We start from the raw sequence: 18570 nt of genomic DNA, 5'->3' as shown, positions 1-18570 counted from the left end.
CAACAATAGCCAATCTGGTTTGATGGAGGTGGGTGATGCCAAAACGTAAAACAAGTTACGAAGAGATTGTGGATGACGTGATTGAAACGCTCAAACATAGTCCTGATGAAATGTCCCAAGTTTTGCAAACATCAGGTAAGGTTGTTGATGCTGCCAATAATCTCACCAAAGATGAATTAGCGCTTATTTCTGCCTATGTAAAAGCGGATCTCAAAGAATTCGCGGATAGTTTTGAAGAGAGCAGAAGCAGCCCATTTTCATTGATGATTACCAATTCAATTTGGCAGGGGCTTTTTGAAATCACCGATAAAACAAAAGTGGAATGGGTGGAATTGTTTCAAGATTTAGAACGACAAGGTTTGTACCAGGCGGGGGAGATGATAGGCCTTGGAATGTTAGTGTGTGACCATTGTGGGCATAAAACCCAGTATAATCATCCAACTGAAATTATGCCTTGTATTCAATGTGGGCAAACGGCTTTTACTCGTCAGCCATTAAAACCTTAAGTGTTGCTGATAGAAAACCTCAAAAAGGCGCTGAAATGCGCCTTTTTGAGGTTAAGAATGAGGTGAGTGACGTCTTGTCCATCCGACGATCAAACTGAGTAACACCCAGACGTAGAGCGGCCAAGTGCCGACAGCGTGATACGGCGTCTCTCCTTTGGTCGACGTGATGGTTGCTTTCAATACGGCTGTTTCAAATTGTGGGATCTGCTGCGTTATTTTACCTTTGTGATCCGTCACGGCGGTGACACCATTGTTGGTTGAACGAATGAGCGGTTTACCCAGCTCTAAAGCTCTCATCCGAGCAATCTCCATATGTTGCAATGGGCCATTTGAATGCCCAAACCACGCATCGTTAGAGAGGGTTAAGATAAAATCTGTTTCATCAGTGACATTCGCTCTGACTTGTTCATTGAAGATGATTTCATAGCACAGTGCCGCGGCTAGGTGTCTCCCCTTGGCAATCAGATTCGGTTGAATATAGTCACCACGGCTAAATGAAGACATCGGCAAGTTGAAAAAGGGTGCGATGGGCCTGAGCCAATCTTCAAATGGCACAAACTCACCAAATGGCAATAAATGATGCTTATGGTAGCGAGCGTCAGAGTTATAACGGTAGTCGCCATAAGGGTTGGTGCCAAGTACCAGAATGCTGTTGTAAAAGGATCGCTCTGGGCTTTGGTTGAGCACGCCTGTGACAATTGCACTGTCGTTCATTTTTGCCGCAGAATCTAAGTTACTCAAATAGGAAGGGATCTCGAATTCAAATGCGGGAATCGCCGCTTCTGGCCATACGATAATATCTGCGTCCCAGTTTTCTCGACTGAGATCGGTGTAGGCCATAATGGTTGGCCAGCGCTGATTGGGAAGCCATTTTTCCGCTTGCTTAATATTACCTTGAATCAGTGCGACGCGAGTTTGTGTGCTGGGATCGAGAGTGACCCAATCGAAATTGCGTAGTCCAAACCCCGTCGCCAATATGGTCAGAGGAATGAGCACGAGTATCCAAGAGCGCTTAAGCCACGTCATTGCTAGAGCGCTAGAACAGAGGAGCGTGAAGAAGGTGACCAGCTCAACGCCTCCCAGTGGTGCGAAACTGGCAAGCGGGCTATCAATTTGACTATAACCAAGCCATAACCAAGGAAAGCCGGTCATTACCCAGCCTCGAAGCCAATCGGTAATTAGCCAAAGCGCAGGGGCGGCTAATAAAAAATGGCTAATAGTGTTACGGCGGAAAAAACGGTTGAGTAAGCCAGCGAAAAGCCCAGAATAAAGGGCTAAATAACCGACCAGTAATGACATCAGGAACAGGCTGGCAATTTTGGGCATACCACCAAAGGTATCAATACTGACGTGCACCCAACTGATGCCAAAAGCAAAAAAACCTAAGCCCCAGCAGTAACCGATCCACGCTGCTTTTTTAGCTGGTTGCTGATTAATGAGCAACAATAGCAACATGGGGGTGAGTATGGCCAGCGGCCAAAACTGATAAGGAGCAAAAGCGAGTGGGGTTAATGCGCCAACAAAAGCGGCCGCAAGCGGCCGCATTAGGCGATGAAAAAGTGTTTTAATCATCTATCTCATTCTGCTGATGTGAATGGGGTTATGTCACTCTTCTGCTATCACTGGAAGTGATTCAAGATCAGGAATAGTGACTTGCAGTTGAACCACTCGGCGGTTATCTGCTGCGGTGACTTTAAAGCTGTATTTGTCGATCTCTACAACTTCGCCACGGCTTGGCAGGTGGCCAAAGGCTGTCATCACCAATCCCCCTACAGTATCCACTTCTTCATCGCTGAACTTAGTACCAAAGGTTTCGTTAAACTCTTCGATGGTGGTCAGCGCTTTAACTGCAAAAGTATGTTTGCTGAGCTTACGGATATCCAATTGTTCTTCATCATCGAACTCGTCTTCAATGTCGCCAACGATCTCTTCCAAAATATCTTCAATGGTCACTAAGCCAGACACGCCACCGAATTCATCCACGACGATCGCCATGTGGTAACGCTCCTCTCGGAACTCCTTCAATAAGCGATCAACCCGTTTACTTTCTGGTACCACGACTGCCGGGCGGATCACTTCTAAAATGTTAAAAGGTGCACTGTCTGAACCTAAATATTTGAGTAAGTCCTTCGCTAGTAGAATGCCTTCAACATGGTCTTTATCTTCACTGATCACTGGATAACGTGAGTGCTGAGCATCGGTGATCAGCGCAATTAAGGTATCCAAGTCATCGTTTTTATCGATAGTGACCATTTGTGAGCGTGGGATCATAATATCACGCACGCGCATCTCAGAAATCTCCATTACACCTTCAAGCATATCTCTTGTGTCATGGTCGATAAGGTCATTGATTTCAGAGTCGCGGATCACATCTACAAGCTCTTGGCGATCTCTCGGATCACCTTGAAATAATTGGCCTAGGCGTTCAAAGAAGGACTTTCTACTCGGACCTTCAGAATTCTGGGGGTTATCTTCGTTCATTGTTTCTCTAATTTTCCTCGCTATCAGATGTGTGATAGCACACGTATCGTACCGACTTTAGCGGTACTAGCTTCATTGTCTGGAGCTATTCCTTCTCAGCAATATACGGGTCTTCAAAGCCCATTTTTTGCAGAATTTCAGTTTCAAGAGATTCCATCTCTTCGGCTTCATCATCATCGATATGATCATAACCTAGCAGATGTAGACTGCCGTGTACAACCATATGAGCCCAGTGTGCCATCAACGGTTTTTGTTGCTCATCGGCTTCTTGTTCCACCACTTGACGGCAAATGACAAGGTCACCGAGCAGATCCAACTCTATGCCCGGAGGCATCTCAAAAGGGAAGGATAGCACGTTGGTCGGCTTATCTTTTCCTCGATAATCGCGATTGAGCTGTTGACTCTCTTCGGAATCAACAATTCGCACAGTGACTTCCGCTTGTTCCTGAAATGGGGTCACCGCGTGAGTTAACCAATGGCTGATATCATCAAAAGTAGGTAACCCTTGCTCATTTTTGACCGCTAATTGTAAATCTAGTTCGATACTCATTATTCACCAACGTTTTTTGTTGCGGTTACTGCATTCACTTCAGTAGAAACATCCACAGACTTTACTTCTCGCTCTTCACGACGACGTTGCTCTTGAGCTTTACGCTCTTTTTGGTCCTGAGCTTCCCATTTTTCGTAAGCGTTGACGATACGAGCAACCACTGGATGACGTACGACATCATCAGACAAAAAGAAGTTGAAGCTGATTTCGTCAACTTCATTGAGCACTTCAATGGCATGGCGAAGACCTGAACGAGCGCCACGCGGCAAATCGATTTGTGTCACATCACCCGTAATAACGGCTCTTGAATTAAACCCAATCCGTGTTAGGAACATTTTCATTTGTTCAACGGTAGTGTTTTGACTTTCATCTAAAATAATAAAAGCATCGTTGAGTGTACGTCCGCGCATGTAAGCGAGTGGCGCAACTTCAATCACATTGCGTTCAATGAGCTTTTCTACTCGCTCAAAGCCAAGCATTTCAAACAACGCGTCATAAAGCGGTCGTAGGTACGGGTCGACTTTTTGGCTTAAATCACCGGGTAGAAAGCCCAATTTTTCACCTGCTTCAACCGCCGGGCGTGTTAACAAAATTCGACGAACTTCTTGGCGCTCTAGCGCATCAACTGCAGCGGCAACGGCTAAGTAGGTTTTACCTGTCCCTGCTGGGCCGATACCAAAGCTGATGTCGTGCGTCACCATGTTAACGAGATACTGAGCTTGGTTAGGCGTACGCGGTTTGATCAGCCCTTTTTTGGTCTTAATGAAGACTTCTTTGCCATGTTGAATACTTGATTCAGACGGCTGCTCAAGGATCCCTGAATCTTTGATGGCTAGATGAATTTGCTCTGGTTCGATATCGGGAATTTGACCACGTATGGGTGAGGTATTAACGTACAAAGATTTGATAATATCCAACGCAGCAGCGGCAGTGTGTGGTTTACCGACTATGGTGAAAAACTGGCTGCGGTGATTAATTTCAACACCAAGACGGCGTTCTAATTGTTTGATGTTGTCATCGAATGGACCGCACAGGCTAGCAAGACGGCGGTTGTCTGAAGGTTCTAGATCTATCTCTAGCGTAACAATTTTATTGCTCAATGTTGCCTCTCAGTTTGCCATGGTACAGTGCCCGATTATGATCGAGCACTGTATGACATTATGCTTAAACCTAAGGTGTAAAAGTGGCTACCCCTAGCTCATTTTCTCGACGTGTTTTCGCCATCATTTGCGTTGGTGAAATCACGGTGCGAAGATCCATCTCTTGTTCAGTGCGAACCAGTTCACCACGCAGTGAGTTGGCAAACACATCGACAATTTTCACATCGACAAATTGGCCAATCAGATCGGCGGAGCCTTCAAAGTTAACGACACGGTTATTTTCGGTACGGGCGCGAAGCTCCATTAGATTTTTCTTAGATGGGCCTTCGACTAATACGCGTTGTTCTGTACCTAACATCAAACGTGAGTAACGCATCGCTTGTGCGTTGATTGTTTGCTGCAGTTCATATAAACGCTCTTTTTTGGCGTCTTCTGATAAATCACATGGGTAATCAGCGGCTGGCGTACCCGGGCGAGGGGAGAAGATAAAGCTGAAGCTCATATCAAAATCAACGTCTTTAATCAGCTTCATTGTATCTTGAAAGTCTTTATCTGTTTCACCGGGGAAACCGACAATAAAGTCAGAACTAATTTGGATCTCTGGGCGCGCCTTACGCAGTTTGCGAATAATGGATTTGTACTCAATCGCGGTGTGTGGACGCTTCATCATGGTTAGGATTCGGTCTGAACCACTTTGTACCGGAAGATGCAGGAAACTTACTAGCTCAGGTGTGTCTTCATAAACGGCAATGATATCGTCGGTAAATTCGAGTGGGTGGCTGGTGGTGAATCGAATGCGATCAATACCATCAATAGAGGCGACTAAGCGTAGCAGATTGGCAAATGAACAGATTTCACCATCGTGCATAGGGCCACGGTATGCGTTAACGTTTTGTCCTAAAAGATTGACTTCGCGTACACCTTGCGCCGCGAGTTGCGCGATTTCATACAACACATCATCCATCGGGCGACTGACTTCTTCACCGCGAGTGTAAGGTACTACGCAGTAAGTGCAGTATTTTGAACACCCTTCCATAATAGAGACGAATGCGGTTGCGCCGTCTGCTTTTGGTTCTGGTAAACGGTCGAATTTTTCAATCTCTGGGAACGAAATGTCCATGACTGGCGCATCGTTGGTTTGCGATTGTTTTATCATTTCTGGCAAGCGGTGTAGGGTTTGCGGGCCAAAAATAACATCAACAAAGGGAGCGCGTTCACGGATGTGATCACCTTCTTGGGTTGCAACACAGCCGCCAACGCCAATCACGACGCCTGGTTTTTTATCTTTCAATGTTTTCCAACGACCCAGTTGGTGAAAGACTTTCTCTTGTGCTTTTTCTCGGATCGAACAGGTGTTAAGTAATAATACATCTGCTTCCTCTGGCTCTTCCGTTAGCTCGTAGCCGTTTGCAGCGTTAAGCAGGTCGGCCATTTTTGATGAATCGTATTCGTTCATCTGGCAGCCCCAGGTTTTAATTAGCAGTTTCTTACTCATCTCACTTTCGCTCGTCTTATTGGTCTAAATTGGTTGAACTAATGCTCAAATTGTAGCCGCCATCTCGGCGGTAAGCCGCGTATTGTACTGCTTTAAAAAGTCACTGACTAGTCATCCAATAAAATCTCTCGCATGTTCCGTCATCTCTAGATTTTCACCATAGAAAGTGCAGGGTTTTTGTGTAAAAAAATTCGCAAAAAAGAGCTGAAAACGTACAATGAAAATCGACTCAAAACTCAGACGATTAAGTGTAAACAATGAACAATTTTGACGTGGTGGTGATTGGCGGTGGCATGGTTGGGGCGGCAGTGGCTATAGGCTTTGCTAAGCAAGGTCGCACGGTTGCTATGGTCGAAGGTATAGAGCCTGAAGCATTTACAATAGACCAAGCAATGGATCTGCGCGTTTCTGCCATTTCGCAAACTTCGGTTCAGTTACTTACTGACTTAGGCGCATGGGATGAAATTATGCAAATGCGTGTTTGCCCTTATCGCCGCCTAGAAACCTGGGAGCACCCAGAGTGCCGTACTCGTTTTCATAGCGATGCACTGGGCCTCCCTCAGCTGGGTTATATGGTCGAAAATCGTCTTATTCAGATCGGATTGTGGGGGCAATTTGTGCACTATCCGAATTTGCAGGTTTTTTGTCCTGATAAGCTCAAGCACATTGTGTTTGGTCAACAAAATAGCGTGCTTTTAGAGTCAGGCGCAACTCTTACTGCAACTTGGGTGATTGGTGCGGATGGTGCAAATTCTCTTGTGCGGCAGCTGGCGGGAATTGGTATTACCGCGTGGGATTATCGACACCATTGCATGTTGATCAATGTCGAAACTCATCAACCTCAGCAAGATATTACTTGGCAGCAATTTTTTCCATCCGGCCCGCGCTCGTTTCTTCCTTTGCCGGGTAATCAAGCTTCTTTGGTATGGTATGACTCACCAAAACGAATTCGCCAATTGTGTGCGATGAACAAGCAGCAGTTAAGGGAGCAAGTGTTGGCCTCTTTTCCTGAGGAACTAGGCGATATTAACGTGTTGCAGTGTGGGGCATTTCCCCTCACTCGTCGTCATGCTCAGACATATGCGAAACGGCAATGTGTTTTGGTTGGCGATTCAGCACACACGATTAACCCTCTGGCTGGGCAAGGGGTGAATTTAGGGTTTAAAGATGTAAAAGCGTTATTAGCTGTGACACAAAATCAAGAAGCTTTAACACAAGCGCAATTACGGAATTATGAAACATGCAGAAGGCCGGATAACTTAGTGATGCAATCAGGAATGGATCTGTTTTATAAAACGTTCAGCAACGAGGTTTTGCCAGCAAAGTTGGTGCGCAACGCGGTATTGAAGTTGGCCGAACATTCAGGCCCAGTGAAGGAAAAACTGTTGAAATACGCGTTAGGTTTGTAGTGCGATTTGAGCTGTTTTTGTAGAAACAAAAAACGCTGCAGATCAGCAGCGTTTTTTACGTAATAAAAATTTTAACGAATTACTTAGTTACACGTAGAACCGGTGTTTCACCAACAACGACGGTGCCAGAAAGCTTGTTCAGCTCTTTGATTTCGTCCATGTTAGAGATAACAACAGGTGTTAGTGTTGATTTTGCTTTCTCTTCAAGAAGCGCTAGGTCGAATTCGATAACAGTATCGCCTGCTTTAACCGCTTGGCCTTCTTGAGCGATACGAGTAAAACCTTCACCTTTTAGCTCAACTGTGTCGATACCAAAGTGAACGAATAACTCAACACCGTCATCAGACTCGATTGAAAACGCATGGTTAGTTTCGAAAATCTTACCGATAGTGCCGTTAACTGGAGCTACCATTTTGTTGCCTGATGGTTTAATCGCAATACCATCACCAACAATTTTCTCAGCGAAAACAACATCTGGCACATCTTCGATATTGACGATTTCACCAGAAAGAGGGGCAATAATTTCAATCGCACCTGCATCTGAGCTGTCGTCAGATACTAGCTTCTTAAGTTTATCAAACAGACCCATTGTGTCATGCTCCTAACGTTTAATTTTATTCTGTCGAATTATAGTATACCAATCGCCAACAATAGACGACCTATTTTTAGTCGTCTATCTCATTGGTATTAGCGAATTATTGCGTTTTCTCTGCGATGAATTTTTCCACACAAGCTTCGATTTCAGCTGCGGTTGGGAAAGAGAGTGCTTCTTCTGCCATAGCTTTAACTTCGGCGAAGTTTGAGTTGCGGATCACTTTCTTCACTTTAGGGATAGAGATACCACTCATAGAGAATTCATCGAGTCCCATACCAAGTAGAAGTAGCGTTGCACGTTCATCACCCGCTAACTCGCCACACATACCCGTCCATTTACCTTCAGCGTGTGAGGCATCAATCACTTGTTTAATCACGGTTAAAACCGCTGGAGAAAGTGGGTTATACAGGTGTGAAATCATTTCGTTACCACGGTCAACCGCAAGAGTGTATTGGGTTAAATCATTGGTACCGATAGAGAAAAATGACACTTCTTTTGCCAAGTGGTGCGCAATTGCCGCTGCCGCAGGTGTTTCAACCATAACGCCGATTTCGATATTTTCATCGAACGCTAAGCCTTCAGTGCGAAGTTCTTCTTTGTATTCTTCAATGGCGTTTTTAAGCTCACGAATTTCTTCTACAGAGATGATCATCGGGAACATAATACGCAGTTTACCATGCGCAGATGCACGCAGAATGCCACGAAGCTGATCTCGTAAGATGTCACGACGGTCTAAGCTGATGCGAATCGCGCGCCAGCCCAAGAATGGGTTCATCTCTTTTGGTAGATCCATGTACGGAAGATCTTTATCACCACCGATATCCATGGTACGGATAATCACCGCTTCACCACTCATCGCTTCTGCAACATCTTTATACGCTTGGTATTGCTCATCTTCAGTTGGTAGCGCGCTGCGGTCCATGAATAAAAATTCAGTACGATATAAGCCAACGCCTTCACCACCGTTGCGTAAAATACCATCGCAGTCTTTTACTGTGCCGATGTTACCGCATACTTCAACTTGGTGGCCATCGAGTGTGATAGCAGGTAGGTCTTTTAGTTTTGCGAGCTCTTCTTTTTCCGCAGCAAAATCATCACGAATTTTTTTCGCTTCTTCAAGCTGTGCTTCTGAAGGATTAATGATGATTTTGTTGTTCATGGCGTCAAGAACAAGCATGTCGCCATTCTTTACTTTCTTCGTGATGTCGTTAGTACCAACAATCGCTGGAAGCTCAAGTGAACGTGCCATGATTGAAGTATGAGATGTACGACCACCGATATCACAAGCAAAACCCAGCACGTAATCAAGATTGATTTGTGCAGTTTCAGAAGGCGTTAAATCATAAGCAACAAGAATTACTTGTTCGTTAATATCACTCAGTGAAACGATATTGATGCCGAGAGCATTTTTAACAAAGCGCGTACCGATATCGCGGATGTCTGTCGCGCGTTCTTTTAGATATTCATCATCAAGAGATTCTAGGGCAGCAGCCTGCTCTTCGATCACGGTATAGATCGCGTTGTCTGCATGCATTTTGTCATTTTTGATGAGTGCTAAAATTTCTTCTTCTAGCTCTTCATCTTCAAGCAACATGATGTGGCCTTCAAAGATGGCTTCTTTTTCTTCACCAAATGTTTCAAGTGCTTTTTGTTTGATCACTTCTAGCTGAGCAGAAGATTTGTTACGAGCGTTATAAAAACACTGAACTTCTGCTTCTACTTGGTCATCTGAAATAGAGTGAGTATTTAGGACAATTTCATCTTCTTGAAGTAGCAGTGCTTTACCAAAAGCAATGCCTGGAGATGCTAGGATGCCTGAAATCATAGCGTTACCTTAAATTGGTCAACTGTAAACGGGAGAATGTGGACTATTGCGCTAACGGTAATTAGTAGCTCAAAATGTAGACTATTTCCAACAAAGCCATTTTGTTTTCACAAAATGGCTTTGAAAATAGTGGACCGGATTAATGTAGTTGGTCCATGAGAGCAACTAGGTGATCTACCGCTTGCTTAGCTTGAGGGCCTTCAGCAGAAATAGTCACAACGGTACCTTTTACTAGGCCAAGAGTTTGAAGTTTGAATAGGCTCTTAGCACTTGCGCTTTTGCCGTTAGAAGTCACTGTGATGTCTGCATCGAATACTTTTGCTTCTTTAACGAACTGCGCAGCAGGACGAGTGTGAAGGCCATTTTCTGCAGTGATTTCTACTTGCTTCTCGTACATGTTATATACCCCAATTGATTTATTTTTTGTTAGTTTCTTCACCAGAACAGCTTAACTGCTAATCAACGGTTCTGCTAGCAGAGTAACGCTGTTTTAGTGTCATAGCTGATACTGATTTAAATTTCATAATCACGATTTCAATCTATGTTGTCATTCGTCATTATAGTTAATACGTTTCTGACTTCTTTATTTTGAAGCTTAAAATAAAACGAGGTGATATTACCAAAGGTGAGGCAAGGATCAACAAAAAAGCCCCTGCATGGGGCTTTTTTAAACGAAAATTTGATTTAACCACCTATTACTGTTGGTTCTCTTTCTCGGTAAATAGGCCAGAAAATAGTGCGGTGCTCAGATAACGCTCACCTGAGCTTGGTAATACCGCTACAATTGTTTTTCCTTCAAATTCAGGTAGTTCTGCTAATCTATTCGCGGCTACAATCGCTGCGCCTGATGAAATTCCAGCCAAGATTCCTTCCTCTTCCATGAGGCGTCTTGCCATTTCAATCGCTTCTTCTGAAGTGACGGCTTCAACACGATCAATGAGGGATAAATCGAGGTTGCCAGGAATAAATCCCGCTCCTATACCTTGGATTTTGTGTGGTGCAGGTTTAATTTCATCCCCAGCAAGTGCTTGAGCAATGACTGGCGACTCCGCAGGTTCAACCGCAACTGAGATGATAGCCTTGCCTTTTTGGCCCTTAATGTAGCGGCTTGTGCCCGTTAAAGTACCACCGGTTCCGACACCTGCAACGAACACGTCAATCTCACCATCAGTTGCATCCCAGATTTCCGGCCCTGTTGTTTTTTCGTGGATCTGTGGGTTGGCTGGGTTATTGAATTGCTGCAACAACAAGTATTTTTCAGGGTTGCTGGCAACAATTTCTTCTGCTTTAGCAATTGCGCCTTTCATGCCTTTCGCCGCTTCGGTGAGTTCAAGGTTGGCTCCTAAAGCTTTAAGCAGTTTACGGCGCTCTAAACTCATTGATTCAGGCATAGTAAGCGTCAACTTATAACCACGAGCTGCTGCAACAAACGCAAGAGCAACACCTGTGTTACCGCTGGTTGGCTCTACAAGTTCAACGCCAGGTTTCAGTGTGCCAGCTTTTTCTGCTTCCCAAATCATGTTGGCACCGATACGGCACTTCACGCTAAAGCTTGGGTTGCGCGCTTCAATTTTCGCCAGTACCTTACCTTTGCTGACTTTGTTTAAGCGAACAAGAGGAGTGTTACCAATAGTCAGAGAGTTGTCTTCGTAAATTTTGCTCATTGCGATATTCCTTTATTACACACGTTATGCGTGTCTGGTTGTGTGATAAGACACGTGAGTGGATACAGGTGCAGAATAGGTGTTAACCTTAAAACGTAAAAGGATTAAAAAGTTATAACTTATAGAGGGATATGCAGGTTGAATCTCCCTCGCACCATCACTGCAGTTTGTTTTTAAATTCACCAACCCACATGGCTGTTGCACCACATACAGCAACCGGCATGACGATTAAGTTAACAATGGGTATGGTGGTAAAAATCGACACTAAAACACCAAAGCTATACGCCTTGGTCTGTTTTTGTTTCAAATTGTGTCTCATCTGGTTAAAGCTCACTTTGTGGTTGTCAAATGGGTAGTCACAGTATTGGATGGCTAACATCCATGCAGTGAAAATAAACCACAGCAAAGGGCCTAAGGTTTGTCCTAAGGCAGGAATTAGGAGCAATAAGAACAAACCGATTGCTTTGGGTAAGGTATAGATTAATTTTCGCCACTCTCTTGCGAGGATACGTGGGATGTCTTTGACCATAGACCAGATGCCATCGCTGTTGATTGGATCGCCAATTAATCTTTCTTCCACTTTTTCTGCGAGTAGCCCATTAAATGGTGCAGCGATGAAGTTAGCCAGTGTACTGAAGAAATAGGAGAACGTGGCTAAGATAGTGATCGCGAGCAATGGCCATAAAACGTAACTTAGCCAAGATAAAAAATCAGGGATTTGACCAATAAGCTGTTCTATCCACGTATTGAGATGATTGAATAAGTAAAAAAGAGCGCTGCCGACGAGAATGATGTTGATGAGTAATGGCAGAATCACAAAGCGTCGAATGCCGGGGGTGAGTGCTAGCTCTAGACCAAAAAAGAAGTATCCAAAACCTGAACGTTGCTTAAGTGTCATACCGTTATCCATGTGAATATCTGTTAATCAATGCTAAAAAGCTATTCTACTCAACCTGCCGAAGAAGAAAAGCGTGGTGAAAATCACATCATGTATTGAACTTCTCACATTAAGTTGTTCTAAATCGGTACAAACTTTTGGTAAAGTACCCCGATAGACCGATATAACCCACGTTGGTGACACGTTCAATTCAAGCTGGTAAAGCTGAGAATAACCATGCATCGAGAAACTGAGAGTGAAACATGCAGGAATTGCGATTCGTACTCATAATTGTTGGCGCGCTAGCGATAGCCGCGTTGCTATTTCATGGTCTTTGGACCAGTAAGAAAGAAGGGAAGTCCAAGTTTGAGGATAAGCCTCTTGGTAAAATTGATGTTGTTCACGATGATACACAATCTGCGACCCAGCGTTCATTTGCTCCGGAAGATGATTTCGAAATTATTCGCAAAGTACGCAAAGAGCCAGATTTTAGTGAAGCGGTTGACCCTCTCATTGACGGTTATTCACCAAGCTTTGAACCTGAAAATGTGCTTGATGAACTCGATGATGTTCCCTCAATATCGATGAAAACCGAATCCCCAACTCTCAGTGAACAAGATGATGTCATTGCTGACGATAATCAAAAATCCGACGTTCAAGAAGCCGAAATGGAAGTAATTGTGCTGAATGTGCATTGTGCGGGAAATGATCCCTTTGTCGGCACTAAGCTTTTTGACAGTATGCAGCAAAACGGCCTTCTTTATGGTGAGATGGATATTTTCCACCGGCATGCCGATCTGTCAGGTACTGGGAAAGTGCTGTTTAGTGTTGCTAACATGATGCAACCCGGTACATTGGCACATCATGATCCTGCGGAGTTTACTACTCGCGGTATCTCATTCTTCATGACACTGCCTTGCTACGGCGAGCCTGATCAAAATTTCAAATTAATGCTTAAAACCGCTCAGCAAATCGCCGATGATTTAGGTGGTAATGTATTGGATGATGCGCGTAATTTAATGACGCCAGATCGATTGGCTGCCTACCGACGCCAAATCCAAGAGTTTAAAAGCGCACGCAACGCGTAGAATAAACATCGACCATTAAGGGCTCCTAGTCGGAGCCTTTTTTCATGATCCGAGAGAATTATGATGCAAACAATAGAACACAAATTAAGCCAACTTCGTGAGACGCTGCATTATCATGCTGTACGTTATTATGTAGAAGATAACCCTGAAATTCCTGACGCTGAGTATGATCGTTTGATGCGTGAGCTGCTTGAGTTGGAATCGCAGTATCCGGAGTTAGTCACAGCGGATTCACCCAGCTTGCGTGTTGGAGGTAAGCCTTTAGAGGGTTTTGCTCAGGTGACTCATGAAATTCCAATGCTCTCTTTAGATAATGTGTTTGATGAGAAAGAGCTTGATGCCTTTCACAAGAGGATGCAAGACCGGATACCGAGTGCCCACTTTAACGCTTTTTGCTGCGAACCTAAGCTTGATGGTTTAGCCGTGAGTTTGCTTTACGATAATGGTGTGTTAGTACAAGCCGCCACGCGTGGGGATGGCGCGGTCGGTGAAAATATTACGGAAAACGTGCGAACGATCAGTGCTATTCCACTGAAGTTACAGGGAAAAGAGTGGCCCGTTCGTTTAGAAGTTCGTGGTGAAGTGTTCATGCCTAAAGCCGGTTTTGAGCGATTGAACCAACAAGCACTCAAAAAAGGTGAAAAAACCTTTGTTAACCCAAGAAATGCGGCCGCAGGGAGCTTGAGACAGCTCGACTCAAAAATCACAGCTCAAAGGCCGTTGAATTTTTATGCTTACAGTGTTGGTGTGATTGAAGGCGCTGAGTTAGCAAGCAGTCATTATCAGCGCTTTTTGCAGTTAAAAGGGTGGGGGCTGCCGATGTGCCCTGAAACACGTCTAGTCTCTTCAATGGATGAAGTGAAAGAGTACTACCAAAGTATCTTAACTCGTCGCGCCCAACTCGCGTATGAGATTGATGGCGTGGTGATTAAAGTTGATGATATTGAACTGCAACAAAAGCTCGGTTTTGTCGCGCGGGCGCCTCGCTGGGCGATTGCTTATAAATTTCCCGCCCAAGAAGAAATAACGCTCCTGAACGATGTTGAATTTCAAGTGGGCCGTACCGGGGCTATTACACCTGTTGCGAAGTTAGAACCTGTATTTGTGGGGGGAGTCACCGTCAGCAATGCGACATTACACAACGCTGATGAAATTGAGCGCCTAGGCGTGAAAATTGGTGATAGCGTTATTATTCGTCGAGCAGGCGATGTTATCCCACAGATTGTTTCTGTGTTGTTAGACAGACGCTCTGATACAGTGGTCGATATTGTTTTCCCGCAGTACTGCCCGGTGTGCAACTCTGACATTGAGCGTGTTGAAGGTGAAGCTGTCGCCCGTTGTACAGGGGGGTTAGTGTGTCAAGCTCAGCGCAAAGAAGCATTAAAGCACTTTGTCTCTCGCAAAGCGTTAGACGTGGATGGTTTAGGCGAAAAAGTGATTGAGCAGCTTGTTGATAAAGAGATGGTGAGCACGCCCGCGGATCTCTTCCGTCTAAAAGCAGGGCAGCTAACGGTGTTAGAGCGTATGGGACCAAAATCAGCACAAAATATCGTTAATGCACTGAATGCCGCCAAAATGACCACATTACCCCGTTTTTTGTATTCATTGGGCATACGTGAAGTCGGGGAAGCGACGGCGGCGAATCTTGCGCTCCATTTCGGGTCATTAGACAAAATTCGCCAAGCGACCCATGAAGAACTACTTGAAGTTCAAGATGTTGGAGTTATCGTTGCGAGTCATGTCACATCTTTTTTTGAGCAAGATAAAAACAAACGGGTGATTAATGAATTGATCGAACTCGGTATCCAGTGGCCTAATATCGAAAAGCCGAGCCAAGATGCGATTCTCCCTTTACTTGGTAAAGTGGTGGTTTTGACGGGGAGCTTGTCGAAACTCTCTAGAAGTGATGCGAAAGCGGCGCTACAAGAGCTTGGCGCAAAAGTAACGGGAAGCGTCTCTAAAAACACCGATATACTATTTGCCGGAGAAGCGGCCGGTTCAAAATTAGTAAAAGCGCAAGAACTAGGGATCGAAATTCGCAGCGAACAAGATTTGCTTGAGTTAATGAAAAGCTAATTTTTTAAGCATCCCTTCCTTCATAAAGCCTCAAAATTAATTTTGAGGCTTTATTTTTATCTCAAACCGCCACATTAAAATGTCCAGTAATTAGAAAAAAAGCCCTCATTTTCTTCGATGCTAATCAAGAAGAACTTTACTCTCTTTCAATTTATTATTGCGATGCACTTCAAGCTATTAGTGTAATTGTTTTTTTATCGTTTTGAAAATTAATGAGTTTTTTGTTTTTATATTTTGTTTTATGACTTATTAGATCTTGATCACTTACTTGGTCAAAGTTTGCCGTAGCTCATATTTTTTTAGATAAAAATTAAGTTCTCATTGATGTTTTCTGTTGCGAAGTTAGTCTAGTGAACATGGATACACGATGTGTATGCAGGAAAAGAGAAAATCAGAAAATTAATGACTAATTTAGGTTTTCAACATAGGAAATGATTTCTCCCTTCGGCGGCCAACTTAAGGGGGAAGTAAAAAACAGCTATATCTATTTTTTAGGAGTTTTTCCATGGACAAAATGTTTAAACGTACTCTTTTAGGCGCTGCAGTTGCTATAGCGTCAACTGGTGCATTCGCAGCGTCTGAAACAGGTGCAATTGGTGTGCTGTCTGATTTTAACGTGCAAGCGTACGGTGTTGCTGCTATTTCTGCTTTTTATCAAGAAGATAGTAATGGCTACGATTATGAAAATGAATCACGCATAGGTTTCCGTGCTAGCAAAGATATGTTTGATAATGTGAACGTATTTATGCAAATTGAATCAGGTTATGTTGGCGAAGATGGTAAAGGTAACACTTTAGGTGCCCGTGATACTTTTCTTGGTTTGCAAGGAGATTGGGGTAAAATTCGTTTTGGTCGTATGCTAACCCCTCTATATGAAATCGTTGACTGGCCATACTCTAACCCAGGTTTAGGTCGTGTATTCGATTGGGGTGGCGATGTTGCAGGCCATTATGATCGTAAAGGTGATATTGCTCGCTACGACTCACCAGCCTTCGGTGGTCTAACATTTAACATTTCTGCTGGTCGTGGTGATGTAGGCACTAAAGGTTCAAATCACTTTGGTGCAGCTGTTCACTATAATGCAGCTGATATCGTAACTTTCCATGTCGGTTACGAAAATAACTCAAAATACCAATTAACTTTAACAGAAGACAAAAAAGATGATATTAAAGCTGCTGCTGACGCAACAGCGTATATCGTAGGTTTTGAACTTCCACTGCCAGCAGGCTTTGGCTTAGCAGGGGCTTATAAGTATACGGAAGGTGTTTCTAAACACTATAGCAATGCTGGTAAAGAAGGTGAGCAAGGTCAATACTCTCTGATCGGCCAATACTGGAATGGTCCATGGGGCTTCAAAGTAGGCTATGCAGCTAACCTTGATTCTGAAGTGAACGGTGTAGAGCAAAATGATGATGATGAAGTATTGTCTGCACAGCTGATGTACGTGAAAAATGGTTTCGTGCCATACATTCGTGTTGGTCAGCACGATGCATACAACTCTGATGATAAGAAAGGATTTGTACGTGTAGGCTTGGAATACGGCTTCTAATTTGACAAACCTCGCCTTTCTTTAATAAAACGCCGGCCTTGTGCCGGTGTTTTTACTCCATAAACAAGGACATAAATGATGAATTTATTTAAAACGACCATATTATTTTCAACCATCACAATGGCCGTTGGATGCAGTAATTTAGACAGTTCTAGTGTGTTCAATGATGTGGCGAAGAATGTCAAAGAAAGGCACAACTATGTTCAAGTTGTAGCAAAAGACATTACACCAGGAGCTAAGGCAATTTTAGGACCTGATATTGTAAAATCTGAGCTAAGCTATGTCGGTAATTTCCCTAAATCTGAAGGGGTAAATATTGAATATTCATATGTTGATATGAATGTTACTTATTTTAAAAATTATGACCAATTTGACACAGTTACTTACTCATCACAGAAGTTTCAAGTAGAAACATATCGTCCATTGGCTGAGACTTGTACCGAGCATTGTACGACGACGCAATGGTTTAAGTTTCCATTATCTCAAGAATATATTCATCAGCTGAGCTCGGATTCGGTTGTGTTTACGCTGACTTCATCAACAGGCAAAAGCCAAGTAGAATTTTCGGTGCCTAAAGCCTACTTCTTAGCCGTGATTGACGAGGCGAATTTCACCTTAGGCAGTTCAACGATACCTTCCAGTATCACTCACTCAGTGCAAGAGCAAGCGACTAAACCTATTGAAATGGTTCAATATTGGTTTACTGAAGCTGATGTTAACGATCGGAAAATATTTGAAAACTGGGCATTTAGTAATCGAGATAACATTAGCCAACCTCTGACGGCAGAAAATAAGCCATTAGATATGCTAGGGTACTGGTATGAGAAAGCGAATAAAGCTGAGAAGTCTCAGATTCTGAGCTGGTTACTAAATCAATAATCAAGCTTGCGATTTATCGTTATAAAAGGCATGGTTAAATCATGCCTTTTAAGTATTACGCTTACTATGAATATTAGCCAAGTTTCTCAGTTAACAGCACTTACTGCTAAGTCCATTCGTCTTTATGAAGAGAAGGGGCTGATATCGCCGCCCCTTCGTTCAGAGAATGGTTACCGTCATTATCAACAAGCGCATATTGATGATCTTTTACTTATTGCACGATGCAAGCGCGTTGGTTTTAGTTTAGAGGAATGTAAATCCTTACTCGCCCTTGCCAACGATCCGTCCCGGACCAGTTTTGCAGTCAAAGAGAAAGCGCAAGAGAAGTTGAAACAAGTATCACAGAAGCTGGCAGAGCTTTCATTGATTAAGTTGCAACTAGAAGAGTGGATTACCGAATGTCCAGGCGACGGTGGTAGTGAATGCCCAATCATAGATAATTTGAAGGGGCAGTGTTGCAGGGAAACCGCATGAAA

Annotated in this window: 17 protein-coding genes; 7 read left to right on the top strand and 10 right to left on the bottom strand. The window is 43.7% G+C overall.

The features are described 5' to 3' along the window. The first annotated feature begins 35 nt into the window (after positions 1-35). Positions 36-506, top strand: a complete 471-nt coding sequence (locus PL85_RS14475; RefSeq protein WP_029388304.1) for a zinc ribbon-containing protein — start codon at positions 36-38, stop codon at positions 504-506. 51 nt (positions 507-557) lie between these two features. Here PL85_RS14475 and lnt read toward each other — a convergent pair whose 3' ends face one another. The 5 genes from lnt to miaB form a co-directional block, all read right to left on the bottom strand. Further along, positions 558-2078, bottom strand: a complete 1521-nt coding sequence (gene lnt, locus PL85_RS14470; protein ID WP_069211919.1) for an apolipoprotein N-acyltransferase — start codon at positions 2076-2078, stop codon at positions 558-560. A gap of 33 nt (positions 2079-2111) precedes the next feature. Then, positions 2112-2987, bottom strand: a complete 876-nt coding sequence (gene corC / locus PL85_RS14465; protein ID WP_010317353.1) for a CNNM family magnesium/cobalt transport protein CorC — start codon at positions 2985-2987, stop codon at positions 2112-2114. A gap of 85 nt (positions 2988-3072) precedes the next feature. Beyond that, positions 3073-3537, bottom strand: a complete 465-nt coding sequence (gene ybeY, locus PL85_RS14460; protein WP_013857329.1) for an rRNA maturation RNase YbeY — start codon at positions 3535-3537, stop codon at positions 3073-3075. Then, positions 3537-4637, bottom strand: coding sequence for a PhoH family protein (locus tag PL85_RS14455; protein WP_017043446.1), 1101 nt, complete (start codon positions 4635-4637; stop codon positions 3537-3539). Before PL85_RS14455 ends, ybeY begins: the two co-directional genes overlap by 1 nt. 70 nt (positions 4638-4707) lie before the next feature. Next, positions 4708-6132, bottom strand: a complete 1425-nt coding sequence (gene miaB, locus PL85_RS14450; protein ID WP_013857327.1) for a tRNA (N6-isopentenyl adenosine(37)-C2)-methylthiotransferase MiaB — start codon at positions 6130-6132, stop codon at positions 4708-4710. Positions 6133-6389: 257 nt separating this feature from the next. Between miaB and PL85_RS14445 the strand changes: the two genes are divergently transcribed. After that, positions 6390-7541: a 2-octaprenyl-3-methyl-6-methoxy-1,4-benzoquinol hydroxylase gene (locus PL85_RS14445; RefSeq protein WP_017049487.1), complete on the top strand. Its 1152-nt coding sequence runs from the start codon at positions 6390-6392 to the stop codon at positions 7539-7541. A gap of 79 nt (positions 7542-7620) precedes the next feature. Here PL85_RS14445 and crr read toward each other — a convergent pair whose 3' ends face one another. From crr to cysZ, 5 genes are all read right to left on the bottom strand, one after another. Next, complete coding sequence (crr, locus tag PL85_RS14440) at positions 7621-8130, bottom strand: PTS glucose transporter subunit IIA (RefSeq protein ID WP_010317358.1); 510 nt, start codon at positions 8128-8130, stop codon at positions 7621-7623. 106 nt (positions 8131-8236) lie between these two features. Then, positions 8237-9961 (bottom strand): phosphoenolpyruvate-protein phosphotransferase PtsI, encoded by a 1725-nt coding sequence (ptsI, locus tag PL85_RS14435; protein WP_088721041.1) that lies wholly within the window; start codon positions 9959-9961, stop codon positions 8237-8239. Between the two features lie 139 nt (positions 9962-10100). Continuing rightward, entirely contained in the window at positions 10101-10358 is a 258-nt protein-coding gene (locus tag PL85_RS14430; protein ID WP_026027491.1) for an HPr family phosphocarrier protein, read from the bottom strand. Positions 10359-10656: 298 nt separating this feature from the next. After that, entirely contained in the window at positions 10657-11625 is a 969-nt protein-coding gene (gene cysK, locus PL85_RS14425; RefSeq protein ID WP_013857323.1) for a cysteine synthase A, read from the bottom strand. Positions 11626-11782: 157 nt separating this feature from the next. After that, positions 11783-12535 (bottom strand): sulfate transporter CysZ, encoded by a 753-nt coding sequence (cysZ, locus tag PL85_RS14420; RefSeq protein ID WP_115339624.1) that lies wholly within the window; start codon positions 12533-12535, stop codon positions 11783-11785. A gap of 230 nt (positions 12536-12765) precedes the next feature. On the opposite strand from cysZ, the gene zipA reads away from it, so the two are divergent. The 5 genes from zipA (at position 12766) to cueR (ending at position 18568) form a co-directional block, all read left to right on the top strand. Further along, the gene (gene zipA / locus PL85_RS14415; protein ID WP_115339625.1) at positions 12766-13590 is read left to right on the top strand and encodes a cell division protein ZipA; all 825 of its coding nucleotides are present in this window, start codon (positions 12766-12768) and stop codon (positions 13588-13590) included. Positions 13591-13650: 60 nt separating this feature from the next. Next, positions 13651-15666: an NAD-dependent DNA ligase LigA gene (gene ligA, locus PL85_RS14410; RefSeq protein ID WP_115339626.1), complete on the top strand. Its 2016-nt coding sequence runs from the start codon at positions 13651-13653 to the stop codon at positions 15664-15666. Between the two features lie 505 nt (positions 15667-16171). Beyond that, positions 16172-17215 carry a chitoporin gene (gene chiP, locus PL85_RS14405; RefSeq protein WP_064624780.1) on the top strand — a complete coding sequence of 348 codons (1044 nt, stop codon included), beginning with the start codon at positions 16172-16174 and terminating at the stop codon, positions 17213-17215. Between the two features lie 75 nt (positions 17216-17290). Further along, the gene (locus tag PL85_RS14400) at positions 17291-18094 is read left to right on the top strand and encodes a hypothetical protein (RefSeq protein WP_029388306.1); all 804 of its coding nucleotides are present in this window, start codon (positions 17291-17293) and stop codon (positions 18092-18094) included. 66 nt (positions 18095-18160) lie between these two features. Further along, positions 18161-18568 (top strand): Cu(I)-responsive transcriptional regulator, encoded by a 408-nt coding sequence (gene cueR, locus PL85_RS14395; RefSeq protein ID WP_115339627.1) that lies wholly within the window; start codon positions 18161-18163, stop codon positions 18566-18568. Positions 18569-18570: the final 2 nt, after the last annotated feature.

It is taken from the genome of Vibrio anguillarum (assembly GCF_001989995.2).
GTDB classification, from domain to species: domain Bacteria; phylum Pseudomonadota; class Gammaproteobacteria; order Enterobacterales; family Vibrionaceae; genus Vibrio; species Vibrio anguillarum.
Note: the sequence above shows the minus strand (reverse complement) of the source record. Positions and strands in the feature narration are given on the sequence as shown.

Coding starts and splice junctions, on each gene's coding strand:
- PL85_RS14445 (WP_017049487.1), top strand. CDS start 6,390: ATGAACAATTTTGACGTGGTGGTGATTGGCGGTGGCATGGTTGGGGCG.
- PL85_RS14430 (WP_026027491.1), bottom strand. CDS start 10,358: ATGTACGAGAAGCAAGTAGAAATCACTGCAGAAAATGGCCTTCACACT.
- crr (WP_010317358.1), bottom strand. CDS start 8,130: ATGGGTCTGTTTGATAAACTTAAGAAGCTAGTATCTGACGACAGCTCA.
- lnt (WP_069211919.1), bottom strand. CDS start 2,078: ATGATTAAAACACTTTTTCATCGCCTAATGCGGCCGCTTGCGGCCGCT.
- PL85_RS14475 (WP_029388304.1), top strand. CDS start 36: ATGCCAAAACGTAAAACAAGTTACGAAGAGATTGTGGATGACGTGATT.
- zipA (WP_115339625.1), top strand. CDS start 12,766: ATGCAGGAATTGCGATTCGTACTCATAATTGTTGGCGCGCTAGCGATA.
- corC (WP_010317353.1), bottom strand. CDS start 2,987: ATGAACGAAGATAACCCCCAGAATTCTGAAGGTCCGAGTAGAAAGTCC.
- miaB (WP_013857327.1), bottom strand. CDS start 6,132: ATGAGTAAGAAACTGCTAATTAAAACCTGGGGCTGCCAGATGAACGAA.
- PL85_RS14400 (WP_029388306.1), top strand. CDS start 17,291: ATGATGAATTTATTTAAAACGACCATATTATTTTCAACCATCACAATG.
- ligA (WP_115339626.1), top strand. CDS start 13,651: ATGATGCAAACAATAGAACACAAATTAAGCCAACTTCGTGAGACGCTG.
- cysZ (WP_115339624.1), bottom strand. CDS start 12,535: ATGGATAACGGTATGACACTTAAGCAACGTTCAGGTTTTGGATACTTC.
- cysK (WP_013857323.1), bottom strand. CDS start 11,625: ATGAGCAAAATTTACGAAGACAACTCTCTGACTATTGGTAACACTCCT.
- ptsI (WP_088721041.1), bottom strand. CDS start 9,961: ATGATTTCAGGCATCCTAGCATCTCCAGGCATTGCTTTTGGTAAAGCA.
- cueR (WP_115339627.1), top strand. CDS start 18,161: ATGAATATTAGCCAAGTTTCTCAGTTAACAGCACTTACTGCTAAGTCC.
- ybeY (WP_013857329.1), bottom strand. CDS start 3,537: ATGAGTATCGAACTAGATTTACAATTAGCGGTCAAAAATGAGCAAGGG.
- chiP (WP_064624780.1), top strand. CDS start 16,172: ATGGACAAAATGTTTAAACGTACTCTTTTAGGCGCTGCAGTTGCTATA.